Source organism: Streptomyces sp. KMM 9044, assembly GCF_024701375.2.
GTDB lineage: Bacteria > Actinomycetota > Actinomycetes > Streptomycetales > Streptomycetaceae > Streptomyces.
This window is the reverse complement of sequence record NZ_CP113912.1, coordinates 91327-108853: the sequence shown is the minus strand read 5'-3', so window position 1 is coordinate 108853 and position 17527 is coordinate 91327. Positions and strand designations below refer to the sequence as shown.

Genomic DNA, 17527 nt, shown 5'->3' with positions numbered 1-17527 from the left:
TCGCTGCGCGATGTGCAAGCGAACCCCCGTGCTGCGCACGGGGTTGCGCTCCGCCCGCGGGAGCGCTGGCGGGTGGCTGCGCCACCTGCCCAACCCCGATGCTACGCATCGGGGTTGACGCTCCGTCCGCTGCGCTCCCGGAGCGGCGGGACTTCGTCCCGCTACCGGGCTCCCGTTGCGCTGCAGTCCGGGCCGGCGGGTCCGCTGCGCTCCCCCACCTGACGGTCCTTCCAGCTGCGCCTCCAGGACCTTTGGGGCCCACTTCGCGGGCCGGGCTGGCTGCGAGAGTGGGGGGCCTCGTTCGTTTCGGGTTCTGGTGTAGTGGGTGCATCAGGTTGATGCACCATGTAGCGTTGGCGGAAGTATGGGACACCCTCAACCACCCGATGCGGGCCCAGATGCCCGCGCCTTTCGGAAAAGGGAAAACGCATGTGGAGTGCTCAGGACGTGGCGCGGGATCAGGTCCGGCGTCAAGCGAATGGCCTGGACATCGCCGCCGTTGCGGAAAAGGTCGCGGAGGCCGCTGTCCGTGAGCGGGAGACCGCGGAGCAGTTGAGGGGGAACGGTTCCTTCTACGAGTTCGAGATGGACCGGGAGGGGTTGGCTGCCATCTGGCTGGCTAAACACGCTGAGTGGCAGCGCGTCAGAGACTTGATGACTGCAGCCGGTTGGAGCGTGTACGAGCCAGAACAGGACGCTCAAGGCTCGGTGTGGGCTCGCGAGCGTGAGGAACGGCTTGCTGGTGCTCTTGCGGCACAGGCCGCCTTCGGGGAACGGCAGGGGGAGGAAGCGGATGAACTGCGAGCGGAGGTCCGGCTGTCCGCCGCGCCCAGTCGACTGATCCAGACGGTGGCCAGCCGGACGGGGCTGCGCCCCTCTCAGGTCCTGGCCCAGCTCGCCGAGCGGATCGTCGTGGGCGAGGACGGCACGGTGTCCGTCCCACCCTTCACGCCGTCCTGGTGATTTCCGAAGCGAGCAGAAAAGAAGGCAGAGGAGGAGCGTGGAAATGCTGGGTATCCGGCTTCGGGAACACCAGGTCGATCAGAAGTCGGCGTTTCGGAGGTGGATGGGATTCCCTGCAAGATCATCAGTGCCGTCGGAGGGGGCACGGGGCACCATCGTGTCCGCGACCGGATCGGGCAAGACGATCACCGCCGCCGCGTGCGCGCTGGACTGCTTCCCGGGCGGCCGGATCCTCGTGACCGTGCCGACCCTGGACCTACTCGCACAGACCGCTGAGGCGTGGCGCCGGGTGGGCCACCGGGCCCCGATGGTGGCGGTGTGCTCGCTGGAGAGCGATGCGGTGCTGGACGGGTTGGGGGTGCGTACCACCACGAATCCGATTCAGCTCGCGCTGTGGGCGGGGTCGGGGCCGGTGGTCGTGTTCGCTACGTACGCCTCCCTGGTGGACCGCGAGGATATCGACGCACCCGAGGGCCAGCGGAAGGTTCGTGGGCCGCTGGAGGCCGCCCTGGCGGGCGGGGAGCGCCTGTACGGGCAGCAAATGAGCGGTTTCGACCTCGCCATCGTGGACGAAGCCCACTCCACCGCAGGTGATCTCGGCAGGCCGTGGGCCGCGATCCACGACAATGCCCGCATCCCGGCCGACTTCCGGCTGTACCTCACCGCGACCCCGCGCATCCTCGCCTCGCCCCGGCCGCAGCAGGGCACCGGCGGCCAGGAGCTGGAGCTCGCGAGCATGGCCGACGACCCGGACGGGACCTACGGGCCGTGGCTGGCCGAGCTCGGACTCTCGGAGGCGATCGAGCGGGGCATCCTCGCCGGCTTCGAGATCGACGTCCTGGAGATCCACGACCCCTCCCCCGCCCTCGGGGAAACGGAGGAGGCACAGCGGGGCCGGCGCCTCGCTCTCTTGCAGACCGCACTGTTGGAGCACGCGGCGGCGTACAACCTCCGTACAGTGATGACGTTCCACCAGAAGGTGGAAGAGGCCGCAGCCTTCGCGGACAAGTTGCCCCAGACAGCGGCCGAGCTGTACGCCAGCGGCGCCTCCGACCACGACCTGGCAGCCGCGGACCGGCTCCCCGCGTCGTCGATCGACGCGGCCTTCTACGAGCTGGAGGCCGGCCGCCACGTCCCCCCGGACCGCGTCTGGTCGGCCTGGCTGTGCGGCGACCACCTCGTCACCGAACGCCGCGAGGTCCTTCGCCAGTTCGCCAACGGCATCGACGTGGCCGAGCGCCGGGTGCACCGCGCCTTCCTCGCCAGCTGCCGCGTGCTCGGGGAAGGCGTCGACATCACCGGCGAACGGGGAGTCGAGGCCGTCTGCTTCGCCGACACCCGCGGATCCCAGGTGGAGATCGTCCAGAACATCGGCCGCGCGCTGCGGCTCAACCGCGACGGCACCACGAAGGTCGCCCGGATCATCGTGCCGGTGTTCCTGGAGCCCGGCGAGGACCCGACCGACATGGTCGCCTCCGCCAGCTTCAAGCCGCTCGTGGCCGTGCTCCAGGGCCTGCGCTCGCACGATGAACGCCTGGTCGAGCAGCTCGCCTCCCGCGCCCTCACCAGCGGACAGCGCACGGTGCACGTGAGGCGCGACGAGGACGGGCGGATCATCGGCGCCGGCGGCGAGGACGAGGAGGACGACACCGACGCCGTTGCCGAGACGGCCCTGCTCCACTTCTCCTCTCCCAGGGACGCGGCGACCATCGCGGCGTTCCTGCGCACGCGGGTCTACCGGCCGGAGTCCCTGGTCTGGCTCGAGGGCTACCAGGCCCTGCTCCGCTGGCGGGCCGAGAACGAGATCACCGGCCTGCACGCCGTCCCCTATGACGTCGAGGTCGAAGTCGGAGTGACGAAGGACTTTCCGCTGGGGAGGTGGGTGCACCAGCAACGGAAGGCGCTGCGGGCCGGTGAGCTGGAACCGCGGCGCAAGGAGCTGCTGGACGCGCCGGAGGCCGGGATGGTGTGGGAGCCGGGTGAGGAGGTGTGGGAGGCCAAGCTCGCCGTGCTCCGGTCGTACCGGCGGGCCACAGGGCACCTTGCTCCCCGTCAGGACGCGGTGTGGGACGACCCCGCCGGCGGCCAGCCCGTCCCGGTCGGGCAGCACATGGCCAACCTCCGCAGGCAAGGCGGCCTCAGGAAGGACCCGGAGCGCGCCGCGGTGCGGGCCGGGCAACTGGAGGCGATCGACGAGGACTGGAACTGCCCCTGGCCGCTGGACTGGCAGCGGCACCACCGCGTCCTCGCGGACCTGGTCGATGCCGACGGTGTGCTGCCCGACATCGCGCCCGGCGTGCTGATGGACGGCGACGACATCGGGCGGTGGCTGAAGCGGCAGAAACAGCCGGGCACCTGGAAGCTGCTGTCCGACGAGCAGCAGGAACGGCTGACCACGCTGGGCATCAAGCCCGCCCCGGCGCCGCCTCCCGCCCCGGCGGCCGGGCGTGCGGCGAAGGGGTCGAGCAAGGCGCAGCAGGCGTTCCAGCGGGGCCTGACAGCCCTCGCACAGTGGGTGGAACGGGAAGGCCCCCACCGGCCGGTACCACGCGGCCACGCTGAGAAGATCGCGGTCGACGGCGAGGCCGAGCCGATCGCGGTCCGGCTCGGCGTATGGGTCTCCAACACCCGCGCGAGGCGCGACAAACTCACGGCGGAGCAGCTGAACGCACTGCGGAAGCTGGGCGTGAAGTGGGTGTGACGCCGACCGTCAGTGGGGAGTCCCTACAGCCGACCAGATGCGCGAGCGCCACCGGGTGAGTGAGCGGCCTGCGGCTCTGCTGTTGGTCTTTACGGCACGCGGCGAACGAGACCAGCGGCGAGCCACTGCACAAGAGGGGTGGCGGCCAAGTGGACCGGCATCTGCGCTTGGTTGGTGTGTCTACCCATCCGCCGTTGGAGGGGAAGGAATCAGGGTCGGGCAGGATGAGCACCCATGACGGACTCTGCTGCTCAATTCGGCGAGCGATCACGTGCCGTGCTTTCAGGGCTCGGCCGCGCCCGGCCTGCCTGCATCTGCGACGCGCTCTGAAGGCCGTATCGGCACGGCGTCATCACGCCGGGTAATTGCGCAGCAGAGTCATGACGGGTGGGAAAGACAAGCTGATGAAGATGCTGCGGCGCGCCGGGCTGCACATCGCGGGGGACTGGAAGACCGAGGAGGTAGCGTCGCCCCGGGCCGCGTGGCGCTTGGTCGTCGCGGGAGAAATCAGGCCGACCGTGAGTGTGAGGGCAGACCGAGCGGACCTGGTCGCCGAGCTCAATGCGCAGTGGCACCGGCTCGGGACCGAGAGCGGGATCTTCGGCGGGGATGGTGTCTTCCTGATCGACGTCGCGGGCAACTGGACAGCGTTGCGCGCCCAGGCCTTGGACGCGGGTGCAGCTCACGGAGCAGTGGGACCTCGCCGGAGTTTTGGGCGAGCGGCCCGGGCAGCCGGAGTTCGTCACCCTCTCGATGGACGGGGACATCCTGCTGGGGGTGACCACTGAAGAAGACGAGGTATGGCTGATCGGCGTGGACCACCTGCGAGAGCGGCAGGAGACAGCCGCTCGGGCGGCGGCCCAGGAGAGCCCGCGGGAGCGGGCAGCCGCTTGGACATCGCTGTTTCAGGGGCCGGGGTCTTCGGAGCGGGTGCGTGAGATGTGGGCGCACGGGCTGGCACTCAACCCGGCCACCCCCGATGACCTGCGTGCCCGTCTCCTTTGGTGTGTCGCACTTCCCCCTGTGGCGGCGTCTGCCTGCGGTGGTCATCGAGGCGGCCATCGTCCACCCGGAGGGGAAGGTGAGGCAGCTGCTGGCCGAGGCCCAGCCGGGCCTCACAGCGGAGCAGTGGACTCGTCTGATCCTGGGCGAGCGGGGAGCCCGGCCCCGCTGGATCCTCACCCTGCTGGCGGCTGACCAGCACGCCGAGCTCACCGACGCCGCGTACGAGCAGCTCGCCGCGGATCCTTCCGTCCAGGTCCGGAAAGAGACAGCTCGTCTTCGCGGACTGCCCGTACGGATACTGACCGCGCTGGCTGGCGACGAGGATCCCTCTGTACGCGCCTCAGCCTGCCAAAGGGCCTGGCCTCATCTGGACGGCCCGGCCCGGCGCAAGCTTCTGAGCGATCCTTCCGGCAAAGTGCGCATCGAGGCGCTGTTGCGGTACCACCGAGAGCACCCGATGCCCCGTTCGGTGTTCGATACCGAAGGAGTCCGAGAGCGCGCGGTTGAGTCCTGCCGCCTCGAACGCGGCCTCGCCGAACACCTGGCTCACCACGGAGAGCCGGCCCAGCGCAGCTCTCTCGCGGGCAACCCGCACCTGGACCCGGACTTGGTCGGACTTCTTGCCCAGGACCCTGACGAGAACGTCCGCTTCGTGGTGGCCACACGCGCTGACATCACCGAGGAGCAGCGGGCGGGCATCCCCATCGACTTCGACCCGCGCGGGCACTACTACCCGCTCGACTGGGTCATGGCACTGCACGAGGATCCCGGCGCCATGCGCCGCCTGGCCGCCTCCTCCCACCCCCTGATCCGCAGGAGCGTTGCCCGGGCCCGGCACCTCCCTGCGGACGTCGTCGAACGTCTCGCCCGCGACGACGACCGCGTCGTCCAGCTCTTCCTCGCGGAATCCTGCGACGACGCGCCCGCCGACATGCTCCTGCGGGTGTGGCAGTGGTGGACCGGCAGCCTCAGTACCCCCGACCGCCCTCACGGCCACCCCAACTTCCCCCGCCGCGACCTGCTGCGCTACGCCGACGACCCGAACGCCAGAACGCGCCAGCTGGCCTTGACGACCCGGAGTCCACGCCAGAGCTGGTGGAGAGGTTCAGCCGGGACAGCAACGAGGAAGTACGGCACCGGGCCGCGTCCGACCTACGTCTTTCGCCCGCATCGGCGGTCCGGCTGCTCGACGACCCGCACGAACGTGTCCGCTACGCCGCCGCCCTGCATCCAAGGCTGCCCGCCCGGGTGATAATCCGGTTGCTGCGGGACGCCGACACCGCACAAACCGCGGCCCGACACCCCTCCCTGCCCGTCCCCGTCATGGAACAGATGCTCCAGCGGATCCAGCATCCGGCCCCGGTCACACCAGGACCGTAAGAAGCCGTCATGCCTCCGGGATCGAGAGGGTTGGGCTGCCGTGCGGCCTCGCAGGCGGGCCGGCTGTATCGGATGGCGATGGTTGCTGTCAGTCGTATGCCGATTCCGGTCAGTTGGGTGCCGAAGGGCTGGGATACCTGGGACCAGGACAGCAAGGCCGTGCTGTCCCGTACTCGGCGAGAGGGGCCGCGTGTGCCGGGAAGCCGTGGCGAGCATCAGCAAGACAGCCCGGATGCCGTGTTCCCGCCGGCGGCGGGCCGGGCGGCGGCGATTCCCCGGCTGCTGGACCTCGACGAACGTGGAGAGCTGAGCGCCGCGCATGTGCGTCTGGTGGCGCAGGCGTTGGGGAAGTCGGAGCGGACGGTGTGGCGGTGGCTGGCCGCTGCCCGGGAGGACCACCGCCTCGCCCGGGTGGAGTCGTCCCGTTTCACGGTCACCACGGAGGTCCGGCGGTTGTTGGCGCTGTGGGGCGGTAACGCCTCCCGGGTCCATGCCGAGCTGGTGCAGCGGGCGGCCGAGGATCCGGAAGCGCCCGCGGTGCCGTCGCTCTCCACGTTGCACCGGGCGATCCGCCGCGACCTGACCCGCGGCGAGCGGGCCGGGCTGAAGAGTGGGGAAGCCGCCCGCCGTGCTTACGACGTGTTCGGGCAGCGCCCGCCGACGCACCGCAACGCGGCGTGGGAGGGCGACCACAAGCACGTGCCCGTCGAGGTCGACGTGGAGGGCGAGCTGGCCACACCGTGGGTGACCTGGTTCATCGACTGCGCCACCAAAGCGATCGCCGGGGTGGCGGTCACCGCGCACGCGCCGAGCCGGGACGCGGTGCTGGCCTCGCTGCGGATCGCGATCACCCGCAGCGCCCCGTTCGGGCCGGTGGGCAGGCTGCCCAATCAGATCCGGGTGGACCGCGGCAAGGAGTTCCTGTGCCAGGCGGTCACTGCGGCGATGGGCGCGCTCGCCGTCCCCGTGACCGACCTGCCCGCCTACACGCCGCACTTGAAGGGCACGATCGAGGCGCTGAACGACGCGGTGGAGGAGATGTTCCTCGCCTCACTCCCCGCTACACCGGCCGCCAGAAACTTAACGGCGGCCATCTCGCCGACCCCGACGCCCCGCCCCTGACGTATGAGGCGTTCGTGGGACTGCTGCTGGACTGGGTGACCTGGTGGAACACCCGCCACCAGCCGTCCGTACTGAACGGGAAAACCCCCCTCCAAGCGTGGCAGGCCGACGCGACGCCACTCACGGATGTGTCCGCGGGTCAGCTGGCGACGTTCGCCCTGGAGGACGACGGTCGTACGTACACGATCAGCACGTCCGGTGTGCGGTGGCGCCGCCGCGACTACCTCGCTCCGTGGATGAACGGCCGGACCGACTCTGTTGCTGAATTCGTCAGCCGGCGAGTTGGTGGCTGAGGCGTTCGAGTCGGCTGGTGCGAGGCTTGCGTAGTGGGTCGGTGGCCCACCAGGCGTCGAGGCGGACGATGTTGAGGGCGGTGGCGGAGTAGATGTGTTGGAGGGTGACTTTCGGCAGGCCGCGGTAGCGGGCCCGGCGGATGCCGGTGACGTCGAGAGCCTGGTTGACGGTGCCCTCGATGCCGGCACGGAGTGCGTACTTGGTTCTCCAGGAGTCGGTGTCCTGTTCGGCTCTGGCCGCAGTGGTGCGTTCGTGGAGTTCACGGGGGCGCAGGGTGAGCATGCGGGCGCCGCGGGCGGAGCTGGTGCACTTGGTCCGGGAGGGGCAGGGGCGGCAGTCGGCGCGGGCGAATTCCACGACGATGGCGTCGCGGCCGTGCTGGGTGACCGGATACCAGCCGGCGCTGGTGGCGCCCTGGGGGCAGCGGACCTGACGGGCTTTCCAGTCGATACGGAAGGCGCTCTTGGCGAAGCCTTCGGCGGCCTTGGCCTGGGGCGAGTGGTCGGCCAGGAGCGGGGTGACCATGCTGATGCCCCGGCCCGCCGCTTGCACGACCAAGTCGGCGGAGGGATATCCGGAGTCGAGGTAGTGCTCGCCCGGTGAGACCTGACGCTCGGCCAGGTTCTGCTGGATGGGCGCGGTGGCCTTGACGTCGGGAATCGTCGCCAGGGTGGTGTGCACATCGGTGATCAGCCGCAGCACGCTCGTACCGGCTTCGGCTTCGGCTTCGGCTTCGGCTTCGGCTTCGGCTTCGGCTTCGGCTTCGGCTTCGGCCGGAGCGTGGCAGCTCTCGGTCAGGTGGATCTTGTAGCCGTACCAGAACAGGTCCTCGCCTTTGGCGGCCCAGCGCGCGTCGGTGTCGTAGGGGGAGGCCAGGCGGATACTGCCGGGCGGGACGCCGTCCGTCTCGGCCTCCCGCTTCCTGACCACCTCCCGCCCGCGCGCATCGGTGTGCAGGCAGTAGGTCTGCACCAGCACCTGCCGCAGGGTCTGCACGGCCTCGATGTCGCGGATCCAGGGCGGGGCGGCAGGCGCGTAGGCCGCCCGGCACAGCGTCAGGGCGTCCTGGCCGAAGACGTGGGCCAGCTTCTCCCGCCTGGTCCGGGACGACGGCATCGTCCAGCCGTTGATCCGCTCGCCGTAGCGGTGGGCGAACTCCGCCACGTCGATCGTGTCGGCCAGCCAGGACGGGGCCGCGGACGCGAGGGCCTCCAGAGCCGCGCGGACGCTCTCCCCGGCCAGCTCCGTGCGGTTCAGGTCCCGTACCGCGCTGATGACATGGGTGGCGTCGGTGCGCTGCTTGCCGCCGGCGGCCACCAGGTCGGCCTCCTTGCAGTGCTCCAGCAGCCGGTCGAACACGGCGCGCTCCAAGCCGTGTTCGGCAAGGCGGGCGCGGAAGCGGGGCAGCACTGTGTGGTCGAAGCCGGTGTCGGCGAGCTCCATCCCGAGGGCGTACTTCCAGTCGATGGCCCGCACCGCCATGGCCGCGGCCTGCCGGTCGGTCAGGTTCTCGGCGAACTGCAGCACCGTCACCAGCGACAACACACCCGGCGACAGCCCCGGGGCGCCGCGCGTACCGAACGCCCCGGCGAACGGCTGATCGGTGAAGACCCCGCCGAGGTGGTCGCGCACGCGTATCGCCAAGCTCCCCTTGGAGAACGCCTTACGGGCCACGGCCGCGGTCTGCTCGGGGACCGGCGGCAGGTCCTTGGGACGCATCGACATCTCTCACCCCTGCGGCCGTAGACGGAGGAAACGCCCGCAGGAACGATCATGCCGCAACCACCAGACGCACAGTCAGGAATTGCGCACCAGAGTCGGCATTCGCGCGCTCGGCGACGCCGTGGATGCCACGGATCACCTTGTTGAACGTCTGCTGTTCGAGGTCGAGTTCGCCGCCCTGCGGCTTCTTGGCCGGGTGGCGGAAGCCGTCGCCGGCGTTCTCGTAGCCGAGATCGGTCAGAGTCGGGATGTCCAGAGTGGCGGCGAGCCGGTTCAGCGCGCCGATCAGGCCGTGGGTGCGCGCGCAGGTGGTGTCGTGCTCGCGGCCGGGGCGGACCGGGGACACCCAGAGCGGCCAGCCGTCCGGGGCGGAGATGACCTGCACATTCCCGCCATGATGCTTGTGCTTCCCGGACCACCAGAGATCTGCCCCGTTGGGACCGGGGCGGCGACGCGGTCGGTGCGGATGACAGTGCCGTCCAGGTTGAGGTGGGTGTACCCGGCGGCCGCCGCCCGCTCCAGTGCGGTGGCCAGGTCCGGGGCGTGGTCGGCGAGCACGGTCAGCCCCTCGTGGAGATAGCGGTAGGCGGTCGGCACCGAGATCCGGCTGTCCCGGGCGAGTTGGGCCAGCCGGGTTCCGTCGACGAACCACCGCAGGACGAGGATCCCCTGCTTGAAGACGCCCAGGGCGCGGGTGTTCTTGCGGGTGCCGAGCCGGTCGCGGTGCTCGCGCAGGAGCCGGGCCAGGGTCTCGGCGGTCTCCCTGCCGACATCGAGCACGGCGGTGTAGGTGATACTGGTCAACGTGTGAAGCCTCTGGCCGTACGGAACTTGATTTTCGCAGACCTGTTCCTACCAGGGGCTTCACCCATATCTGACAGCGGGGCACTCGACGCGGTCCGGCTCACCCCGCACGCGGTCACGCACCGCAACCGTCACGTTGCCGAGAAGACCTCAGTGGAGTTCTGCGTGTTCTTCCACGGTCAGCTGCACGTCGTAGGTGGCGTGTTCGACTGTGCATCCTCGCAACGCGAGGGTCGCGGCGGCGGAGGTGATGTGCAGAACCGCGCCTGGTCGTGCGACGGCTTCGATGCGCAGCCGGTCGCCGCCGAGAGGAGCGCTCATGGCGCCGACGACGCACACGCGTGCCTCGGTTCCTCGTGAACGCAGGCGCCGTAGTTCGAAGGGGCCGTCGCCCTCGAGGACCGGCAGACTGGTGATGCCGCCTCTGGTAGCTGCCGTGATGCGTGCGGTCGCCTGTAGGCCTGCGGCTGCCGACACGGCGGGCCGGGTTGCAAGGGTCATGCCGGGCCTGCCGTCCAGGCTGTGAGGAGTGGGCGAATCCAGTCGGTCACCGGCTCCACGCCGCCTTCGCTTCTGAGGGAGGTGAAGGCGACCGGAAGCTCACCGCGCTGTGCCCCGGCATCGCGGGCCATGCCCTCCAGGTCGGAGCCCACGTACGGTGCGAGGTCGGTCTTGTTGATGACGAGGAGATCGGCGGTGGTCACTCCGGGGCCGCCCTTGCGCGGAATGTCGTCGCCGCCCGCGACGTCGATGACGAAGACCTGCGCGTCGACGAGACCCTTGGAGAACGTCGCGGTGAGATTGTCGCCGCCGGACTCCAACAGGACCAGGTCGAGGGGGTCGATCTCGTTCTCCAGGTCTTCGAGGGCCTCCAGGTTGGCGGAGATGTCGTCGCGGATGGCGGTGTGCGGGCAGGCGCCGGTTTCGACGGCTCTGATGCGCTCGGGTGGCAGGACGGCTTCGCGCAGCAGAAAGTCGGCGTCTTCGCGGGTATAGATGTCGTTGGTGACCACAGCGATGGACAGTTGATCCCGTAGGGCCCTGCACAGGGCGGCGACGATGGCGGTCTTCCCCGATCCGACCGGCCCGCCCAGACCGATCCGCAGGGCGCGCCGTGTGCCGTTGGGGCGTCGCGGTTCGGCGGCGCTGTAGGTGTGCCGGTGGGGGAATTTCTCGTCGAGGTCATGGCCGAGGTGCATGGGGTTTCCTGCGTGGGTCTCGTGGGTGCGGTGGTCAGGAGGCGAACAGGCGTACCGGCCAGTCGGCATGCTGCTGCGCGGTGATGTCGAGCAGCGGTGCGGAGGCGGCGGGCATCGCGTCGAGCCCGTGCTCGGGGATGTGCTGGGCTGCGGTGGCGGCTGCGGAGACAGTACGGTCGAGGTCGTCGGACAAGTGGGCGAGGACAGCGGTGGCGTCGAACGGGTCCAGGCTCAGCAGCCGGACGGTCGCCGTGGCCGGTCCGCTGATCGTTTCGTAGGCCGCCGCGTAGGCGGCATCCAGCGGGTTCAGGCCTGCCGACCGGGCGGCCAGGCCCAGGACCACCGGCTGGTGCGCGCCGTGCGGTCGTCTACTGGGGCGGGTTGCCGTGCTTGCGGGAGGGCAGGTCGGCGTGTTTGGTCTGCAGCATCGCCAGGGAGCGGATGAGTACCTCGCGGGTCTCGGCGGGGTCGATGACGTCGTCGACCAGACCGCGTTCGGCCGCGTAGTAGGGGTGCATCAGCTCGGACTTGTACTCCTTGACCATGCGTGCCCGCATGGCGTCCGGGTCCTGGGCGTCGGCGATCCGGCGGCGGAAGATCACGTTGGCCGCGCCCTCCGCGCCCATCACGGCGATCTCGTTGGTGGGCCAGGCGTAGGTGAGGTCGGCGCCGATGGACTGGCTGTCCATGACGATGTAGGCGCCGCCGTACGCCTTGCGCAGGATCAGCGAGATCCTGGGGACCGTCGCGTTGCAGTAGGCGTAGAGGAGCTTGGCGCCGTGGCGGATGATGCCACCGTGCTCCTGGTCGACGCCCGGGAGGAAACCGGGAACGTCCAGGAAGGTGAGGATCGGGATGTTGAAGGCGTCGCACATCTGGACGAACCGGGCGGCCTTCTCGGACGCCTCGATGTCCAGCACACCGGCCAGCACCTGGGGCTGGTTGGCGACGACACCGACGACCTGGCCGTCCATCCGGGCCAGCGCGCAGACGATGTTGCGCGCCCAGCGCTCGTGGACCTCGAGGTACTCGCCGTCGTCGACGATCTCCTCGATGACCCTGGTCATGTCGTACGGACGGTTGCCGTCGGCCGGGACCAGGTCCAGCAGGACCTCGCCGCGGCGCCCGGCCGCGTCGCCGCTCTCGGCCCTCGGAGGGTTCTCCCGGTTGTTCTGCGGGAGCAGCGAGAGGAGGTAGCGCACCTCGGCGATGCACGTCTCCTCGTCGTCGTAGGCGAAGTGGGCCACACCGCTGGTCTCGGCGTGCACGTCCGCGCCGCCCAGCCCGTTCTGGCTGATCTCCTCGCCGGTGACCGCCTTGACGACCTCCGGCCCGGTGATGAACATCTGCGACGTCTCACGGACCATGAACACGAAGTCGGTGAGGGCGGGGCTGTAGGCCGCACCGCCCGCGCACGGACCGAGCATCACACTGATCTGCGGGATGACACCGGACGCCCTGGTGTTGCGCTGGAAGATGCCGCCGTAACCGGCGAGCGCCGAGACACCCTCCTGGATCCGGGCACCCGCACCGTCGTTGAGGGAGACCAGCGGCGCACCCGCCGCGATGGCCATGTCCATGATCTTGTGGATCTTCGTGGCATGGGCCTCGCCCAGCGCGCCGCCGAAGATCCGGAAATCGTGGGCGTAGACGAAGACCGTACGGCCCTCCACCGTGCCCCAGCCGGTGATCACACCATCCGTGTACGGCTTCTTCTCCTCCAGACCGAACCCCACCGCCCGGTGCCGGCGCAACTGCTCCACCTCACGAAAGGACCCCGCGTCCAGCAGCAGCTCGACGCGCTCCCGGGCAGTCAGCTTGCCCTTGGCATGCTGCGCCCGGGTCGCCCTCTCACCCGGGCCGGCCAGTGCCTGCGCACGGATCCCGTGCAGTTCGGCAACGCGCCCACGCGCATCCACCGGCTCCGCCTGGAGCCCGGAGGGCTCCAACACCGTCGCCATGACAGTCCTCTTCCTCTTGGTCGGCGCAGACGCGGCCCATGAGGACGGCGTGCGCCGGAGCAACGAACCGCCGGTGCGGTTCCCATCCGGGGAAGCAGACGGCCGGGTCGTGGCACCGCCCGGCGCGCGTCATCTCCAACTGTGCGGCGCCCGGTAGGTCCTGTCCCATCGCCGCCGGTCCCAGGGCCCGACCGGTCGGCCCTGATCAGCGTTCTGCTCGCCGTCCCTGCGCCTGGAGACCACCGAGAACAGCGTCACGGCGACCGCGGCGAGCTCTTCCTCGGTGGCCTGCCCGCGCTCGATCCTCAGCAGGGCCACCATCTTGTCCCCAGCACGGTCCACGGTCCCTCCTTCCCTGCGACCCACGGTCCATCGCAGGGCTCAAGACAGCCTCGGCTCTTCCTGGAGGCGACGCGTCAGGCCGACTCGGGCACGGGCGCAGACCCGCCGAGCAGGCGTGCCCCGCGGTCCGGGGCCACGTCCAGTCGCATCAGCAGCGAGGGGGAGGCGATGGAGGGGAGCAGGTGCTTCATCAGGATCGAGACCCGCTGCTCGACGTCGTTCAGGTCGGTCTCGAGCTGGGCGTAGAGCTGTACGCCGTTGAACGCGCTGACCAGCATCTCCGCGACCTCGCGCGGCACCACGTGGGGCAGGGTCTCCCCACGCCGGCGGGCCTCGGCCAGGTTCTCCGTAAGCATGTCGACCCACATCGGCCAGGCGCTGCCGTAGTGCTTGCGGCCATTGGGGTCCGCGGAGAGCCGTGCGCCGGCCCGGAGGATCGGATCGTGCACCAGCCGGTGAGCCACCGTCATGGTGAGGTCCACTATCTCCTGGAGCTTGATCTCCTGCTCGGGCAAGGGCTGGTCCGTCTGTACCTCCAGAACGCCCTTGGCCAGTGCTTCTTTGGAGTCGAAATGGAAGTAGAGGGCGCCCTTGGTCACGCCCGCGGTCTTGAGGATGTCCGCAACCGTGGCCGCGGCGTACCCGTACTCCGCGAAGACAGCCGCGGCTGCTTCCAGTATCGTGCGGCGGGTCCTGACCGCTCGTTCTTGCTGGGTCATAGGACCTCACTTCGAATCCGTCGCGCTCCGAAGCGGCGATTCAACTAAAACAAACCGTCCGGATCGTACCTTGCCGAACGGTCAAAGTTGAACCAGTGTTTCGGTTACAGACATCGGCCGGCGGCCTCGGCGTCGACCGTGCGCAGCAGCCGCTCGCCTATCGCGTCGAGCGAACCGACCATGTGACGGACTCCGGCCTCGCGCATCAACTGCCGCTGGAAGCTGTGCTCGTAGCTGGTCGGATGCCCGATGAACGCCGCTCCCAGGGCCTGGGCGGCCTCGGCCACACGTGCCACGTCGTCGATGAAGAGTGCCTGGTCGCAGCGGAGTCCCAAGATGTCCTCGGCGATCTCCCGGATGCCGGGACGGAATCCGTCGGTGCACACATAGCGGGGGCTGTCGAAGTACTCCGCGTACGGGGCCAGGTGACGGTCGAAGTGGGAGCGGCCGAGCCCGCCGTAGCACACCAAGGTCGCTCCCGTGGCGCGCAGCCGGCCGAGTAGGGCGCCGGCGCCGTCCAGTACTCGTACGGGGTGGTCCCGGAGGTACTCCTCCCGCCTGCGGAAGTACGCTTTCACGACCTCCTCGGGGGTGACTCCCGAAACGCCCAGTGCCGCGGCGGCCTCGAGCTGCGGCTGCGACAGCACCGCGCGTTCCACCTCGGCGGTGTAGACACCGCCGAGGTCGACCACGAACCGGTGAGCGACGGGACTGAACGTGTCGTTCAGCAGTACCCCGTCGATGTTCACCGCGATGAGGCGCAGGTGCCGCAAGGCCATGGGAACCGCCTACGTCGAGCCGTACGGACTGCCGCACGGCGCCTGAGGGTGCCGGTGTCTCTGCCGTGTGCCCGTCGCGTGGGCGCGTGATTCAACACCAGCACACTAAACCGGATGGGCGGTTTTTTCCATGCTTTTCCCGGGGCCGGCCCGGAGGGGCGGGCGACCGGTGCCGGCTACGACGGCAGCGTGGTGCCCGGCTCGCGCATGGCTGTCGAGGGGGCGGAGGGGAGGCGGCCCCCCGGAGCGTTCGGTCTTGCGTCCTTTGCTGCCGGGGGCCAGGGTGCGCGGGTCCACTGCCTCGGCCGGTGCACCGGTCGCGTACAGGCCGTCGGGGGCGGTGTCCCGGTCGTGTGGCAGCAGCCAGAACACCCGGCGGCGGAAGGTGCCCGAGGAGCGGGACGGCTTGGCCTCGGGGCGGAGCAGGGCGTAGCCGACCATGCGACCGTCGCGGTGGTAGGCGGGCCTGCCGCGGCGGGTGGGCAGCCGGTCAAGGCTCTGACGGACGTAGTCGAGCGTGCCGGTGTCCTCCAGCCACACGAAGCCGGCCTCGTGCACGAGTTCGTCCTCCGCGATGAGAGAGCTCATGGCGCCTCCTCATCGGCGACCAGCCCGACGCCCGGGTAGTACTTGCGCTGGTTGGACAGGAGCATTTCCTTGGGCGACGCCAGTCCTGCCGTCTCCCGGACCCGCGCGGCGAAGGCGCGTGACGAGATGGCCGGGGCCCCCTCATTCTGGCACCACGCCTTGTATGCCGCGTAGAGCTGGGCTTGTTCCGCTCTGAGACTTCCGTCAAGTCGGCAGCATTCGCTCAGGAAGCGTCCGGTGTGGTCCTCGGTCTCCGCGTACACGGTGGTGGCGATCCGGACGCGTTCGGGTCCGGTGAGGTCCTTCTCGCCGCCCAGGTAGCGGCGTGCACCCAGGATCAGCCAGTTGAGGATGCCCGGACCCTCCTCGGTCACCAGGATGTCCGCCAGGTTGTCGATCTTGCGATCGTAGGGCACGACGCGCTCGAACGGGATGAGACGCATACGACGCCAGAAGGCGAAACCCCCGGTGCCCACCTCCGGCCGGTGATTGCCCAGCAGCCACAGCTTGTGCGTCGGCTCGAAACTGAAGAAGTCCTGCCGCATCCGGCGCGCCTTGATCCGGTCACCACCCGTCAGCAGCTTCACCCGGGCCTCGTCGAACCGGTCGCCCGGCTTGACCTCGCTGCACACGACGACACGGCGACCGTGCAGCTCCGCAAGATCCGTGGGGTGCCCCTCGTACGGACGCGCCATCAAGAACCCCGGCGGCGCGGCATCCGCGTAGTCACCGAGTAACTTCATCAACACGTCCAGCAGCACCGACTTGCCGTTCCTGCCCGAACCGAACAGGAACGGCATGACCTGCCCGCCCACGTCCCCCGTCACCGAGTAACCCAGCAGCAGTTGCAGGAAATCGATCATTTCCACGCCTTCCCGGCCCTCCCCGAACGTGTCGGTGAGGAACCGGTACCAGCGGAGCGTGGGCATCGGTTGGGGTGCAGCCGTGGTGCAGCGCGAATGGAAGTCCCGGTTGGGGTCCGGGGTCCGGAGCAGTCCCGTACGCAGGTCTACGATTCCGGCCGGTGTGCACAGCGCGTACGGGTCGGCGTCCAGCAGCGCCGCATTGAGGACCATGCCGGGTGCCGTCCTGGCCTGCGCCAGCATCGCGTTGATGCCGCTGGTGCTCAACGCCCGCCGCTGATGCTGCTGCAATGCGCTGGTGCTGTGCACACCGCGCGGATCGGTGGCCGCCAGGGACTCCGCCAGATCTCCGGCGGCCCACAGCACCGTGTCGTCCTCGTCGATCTGCCAGCGGGTGCTGTCCCACCGGAACCAGCCGAGGCCCGGCACATGCCGGTAGTCGTTGGCGTAGAGCTTGACGAACAGTTTGGCGTTGCCCCGGTCGCTGAGCGTGTCCGGAAGCAGTCCGACCGACGTCACCTCTCCCCCGGCCGCAGCCGCCGCGTCGGTGGTCTCCCTCCGCTCACGGGCTTCCAGCGTGCTCTGGGCGAGGATCTGCTCGGCGACCGCCTGCGCGTCGAAGAGGCCGTACTGACCGCCGGCCGTCATGCAACGCCTCCCAGGACAGGCCGACGCCGCCGTGCCTGCTCACTGCCGGGGGCGAAGGGCTGGGCCGACCGGGGAGAGGTGACCTGGCTGATGACGAAACCCCCTGGGTCGCTGCGCCGAATTCGCAGCTCAGCAGCCATTCGCATCCCCCATAGCGACTCTAGCGACTGAACAATTGAAACAGATTAGCGAAACGAATGTGGCAGAAGGAGACAGGTGAGGTAACTGGAACAGGCCGTCATCACAACTGCCGGGTGTGTGGGAACCGGCCCGACGACCTGTTTTCCGTGTGTTACCGGCTCAGGACCGGGACGGCAGGGCGCTTCCGGCAGCACCCGCAACACCTGCGTTCCGCAGCTGATGGCGGGTTCTGGACATGGTTGACGGTGTTGTCGCAGGTCACGTGGTTTCGACCTGGCAGAACTGAACCGCCCCGG

The 17527-nt window shown here is 69.5% G+C and carries 13 protein-coding genes and 3 pseudogenes; 5 read left to right on the top strand and 11 right to left on the bottom strand.

Annotated features, from left to right (window positions below):
• Positions 1 to 429: 429 nt before the first annotated feature.
• The 5 genes from HUV60_RS33490 (at position 430) to HUV60_RS33470 (ending at position 7464) form a co-directional block, all read left to right on the top strand.
• On the top strand, positions 430 to 963 hold the full coding sequence (locus HUV60_RS33490; RefSeq protein ID WP_269441306.1) for a hypothetical protein: 534 nt from the start codon (positions 430 to 432) through the stop codon (positions 961 to 963).
• A gap of 43 nt (positions 964 to 1006) precedes the next feature.
• Positions 1007 to 3664 (top strand): DEAD/DEAH box helicase, encoded by a 2658-nt coding sequence (locus HUV60_RS33485; protein ID WP_269441270.1) that lies wholly within the window; start codon positions 1007 to 1009, stop codon positions 3662 to 3664.
• A 988-nt stretch (positions 3665 to 4652) separates the two neighbouring features.
• A complete protein-coding gene (locus HUV60_RS33480; protein WP_269441305.1) occupies positions 4653 to 5921 on the top strand; it encodes a PE-PGRS family protein in 1269 nt (422 codons plus the stop codon).
• A 206-nt stretch (positions 5922 to 6127) separates the two neighbouring features.
• A complete protein-coding gene (locus HUV60_RS33475; RefSeq protein WP_269441301.1) occupies positions 6128 to 7171 on the top strand; it encodes a transposase family protein in 1044 nt (347 codons plus the stop codon).
• A gap of 14 nt (positions 7172 to 7185) precedes the next feature.
• Entirely contained in the window at positions 7186 to 7464 is a 279-nt protein-coding gene (locus tag HUV60_RS33470; protein WP_257854090.1) for a hypothetical protein, read from the top strand.
• On the opposite strand, the gene HUV60_RS33465 is transcribed toward HUV60_RS33470, so the two are convergent.
• The 11 genes and pseudogenes from HUV60_RS33465 to HUV60_RS33415 all read right to left on the bottom strand — a co-directional run bounded on the left by HUV60_RS33465 (position 7442) and on the right by HUV60_RS33415 (position 17090).
• The gene (locus HUV60_RS33465) at positions 7442 to 9190 is read right to left on the bottom strand and encodes an IS1182 family transposase (protein WP_257854089.1); all 1749 of its coding nucleotides are present in this window, start codon (positions 9188 to 9190) and stop codon (positions 7442 to 7444) included. The two genes, HUV60_RS33470 and HUV60_RS33465, sit on opposite strands and share 23 nt — an antisense overlap.
• Positions 9191 to 9248: 58 nt before the next feature.
• Positions 9249 to 9991, bottom strand: a pseudogene (locus tag HUV60_RS33460) (HARBI1 family protein); the annotation flags it as partial.
• A 150-nt stretch (positions 9992 to 10141) separates the two neighbouring features.
• Positions 10142 to 10492, bottom strand: coding sequence for an urease accessory protein UreD (locus HUV60_RS33455; RefSeq protein WP_443047577.1), 351 nt, complete (start codon positions 10490 to 10492; stop codon positions 10142 to 10144).
• Entirely contained in the window at positions 10489 to 11190 is a 702-nt protein-coding gene (gene ureG, locus HUV60_RS33450) for an urease accessory protein UreG (protein WP_257853674.1), read from the bottom strand. The genes HUV60_RS33455 and ureG overlap by 4 nt, the downstream gene beginning before the upstream one ends.
• Before the next feature lie 34 nt (positions 11191 to 11224).
• Positions 11225 to 11596 (bottom strand): annotated as a pseudogene (locus tag HUV60_RS33445) (urease accessory UreF family protein); the annotation flags it as partial.
• Entirely contained in the window at positions 11559 to 13151 is a 1593-nt protein-coding gene (locus HUV60_RS33440) for an acyl-CoA carboxylase subunit beta (RefSeq protein WP_257854088.1), read from the bottom strand. The gene HUV60_RS33440 and the pseudogene HUV60_RS33445, both read right to left, overlap by 38 nt.
• Before the next feature lie 129 nt (positions 13152 to 13280).
• Positions 13281 to 13493: an acyl-CoA carboxylase subunit epsilon gene (locus tag HUV60_RS33435; RefSeq protein WP_257854087.1), complete on the bottom strand. Its 213-nt coding sequence runs from the start codon at positions 13491 to 13493 to the stop codon at positions 13281 to 13283.
• A 74-nt stretch (positions 13494 to 13567) separates the two neighbouring features.
• Positions 13568 to 14212: a ScbR family autoregulator-binding transcription factor gene (locus tag HUV60_RS33430; protein ID WP_257854086.1), complete on the bottom strand. Its 645-nt coding sequence runs from the start codon at positions 14210 to 14212 to the stop codon at positions 13568 to 13570.
• Between the two features lie 104 nt (positions 14213 to 14316).
• Positions 14317 to 14991 carry an HAD family phosphatase gene (locus tag HUV60_RS33425; RefSeq protein ID WP_257854085.1) on the bottom strand — a complete coding sequence of 225 codons (675 nt, stop codon included), beginning with the start codon at positions 14989 to 14991 and terminating at the stop codon, positions 14317 to 14319.
• A gap of 176 nt (positions 14992 to 15167) precedes the next feature.
• Positions 15168 to 15579: pseudogene (locus HUV60_RS33420) on the bottom strand (DUF6009 family protein).
• Complete coding sequence (locus HUV60_RS33415) at positions 15576 to 17090, bottom strand: DNA primase family protein (protein ID WP_257854084.1); 1515 nt, start codon at positions 17088 to 17090, stop codon at positions 15576 to 15578. The pseudogene HUV60_RS33420 and the gene HUV60_RS33415 overlap by 4 nt, the downstream one beginning before the upstream one ends.
• Between the last annotated feature and the right edge of the window lie 437 nt (positions 17091 to 17527).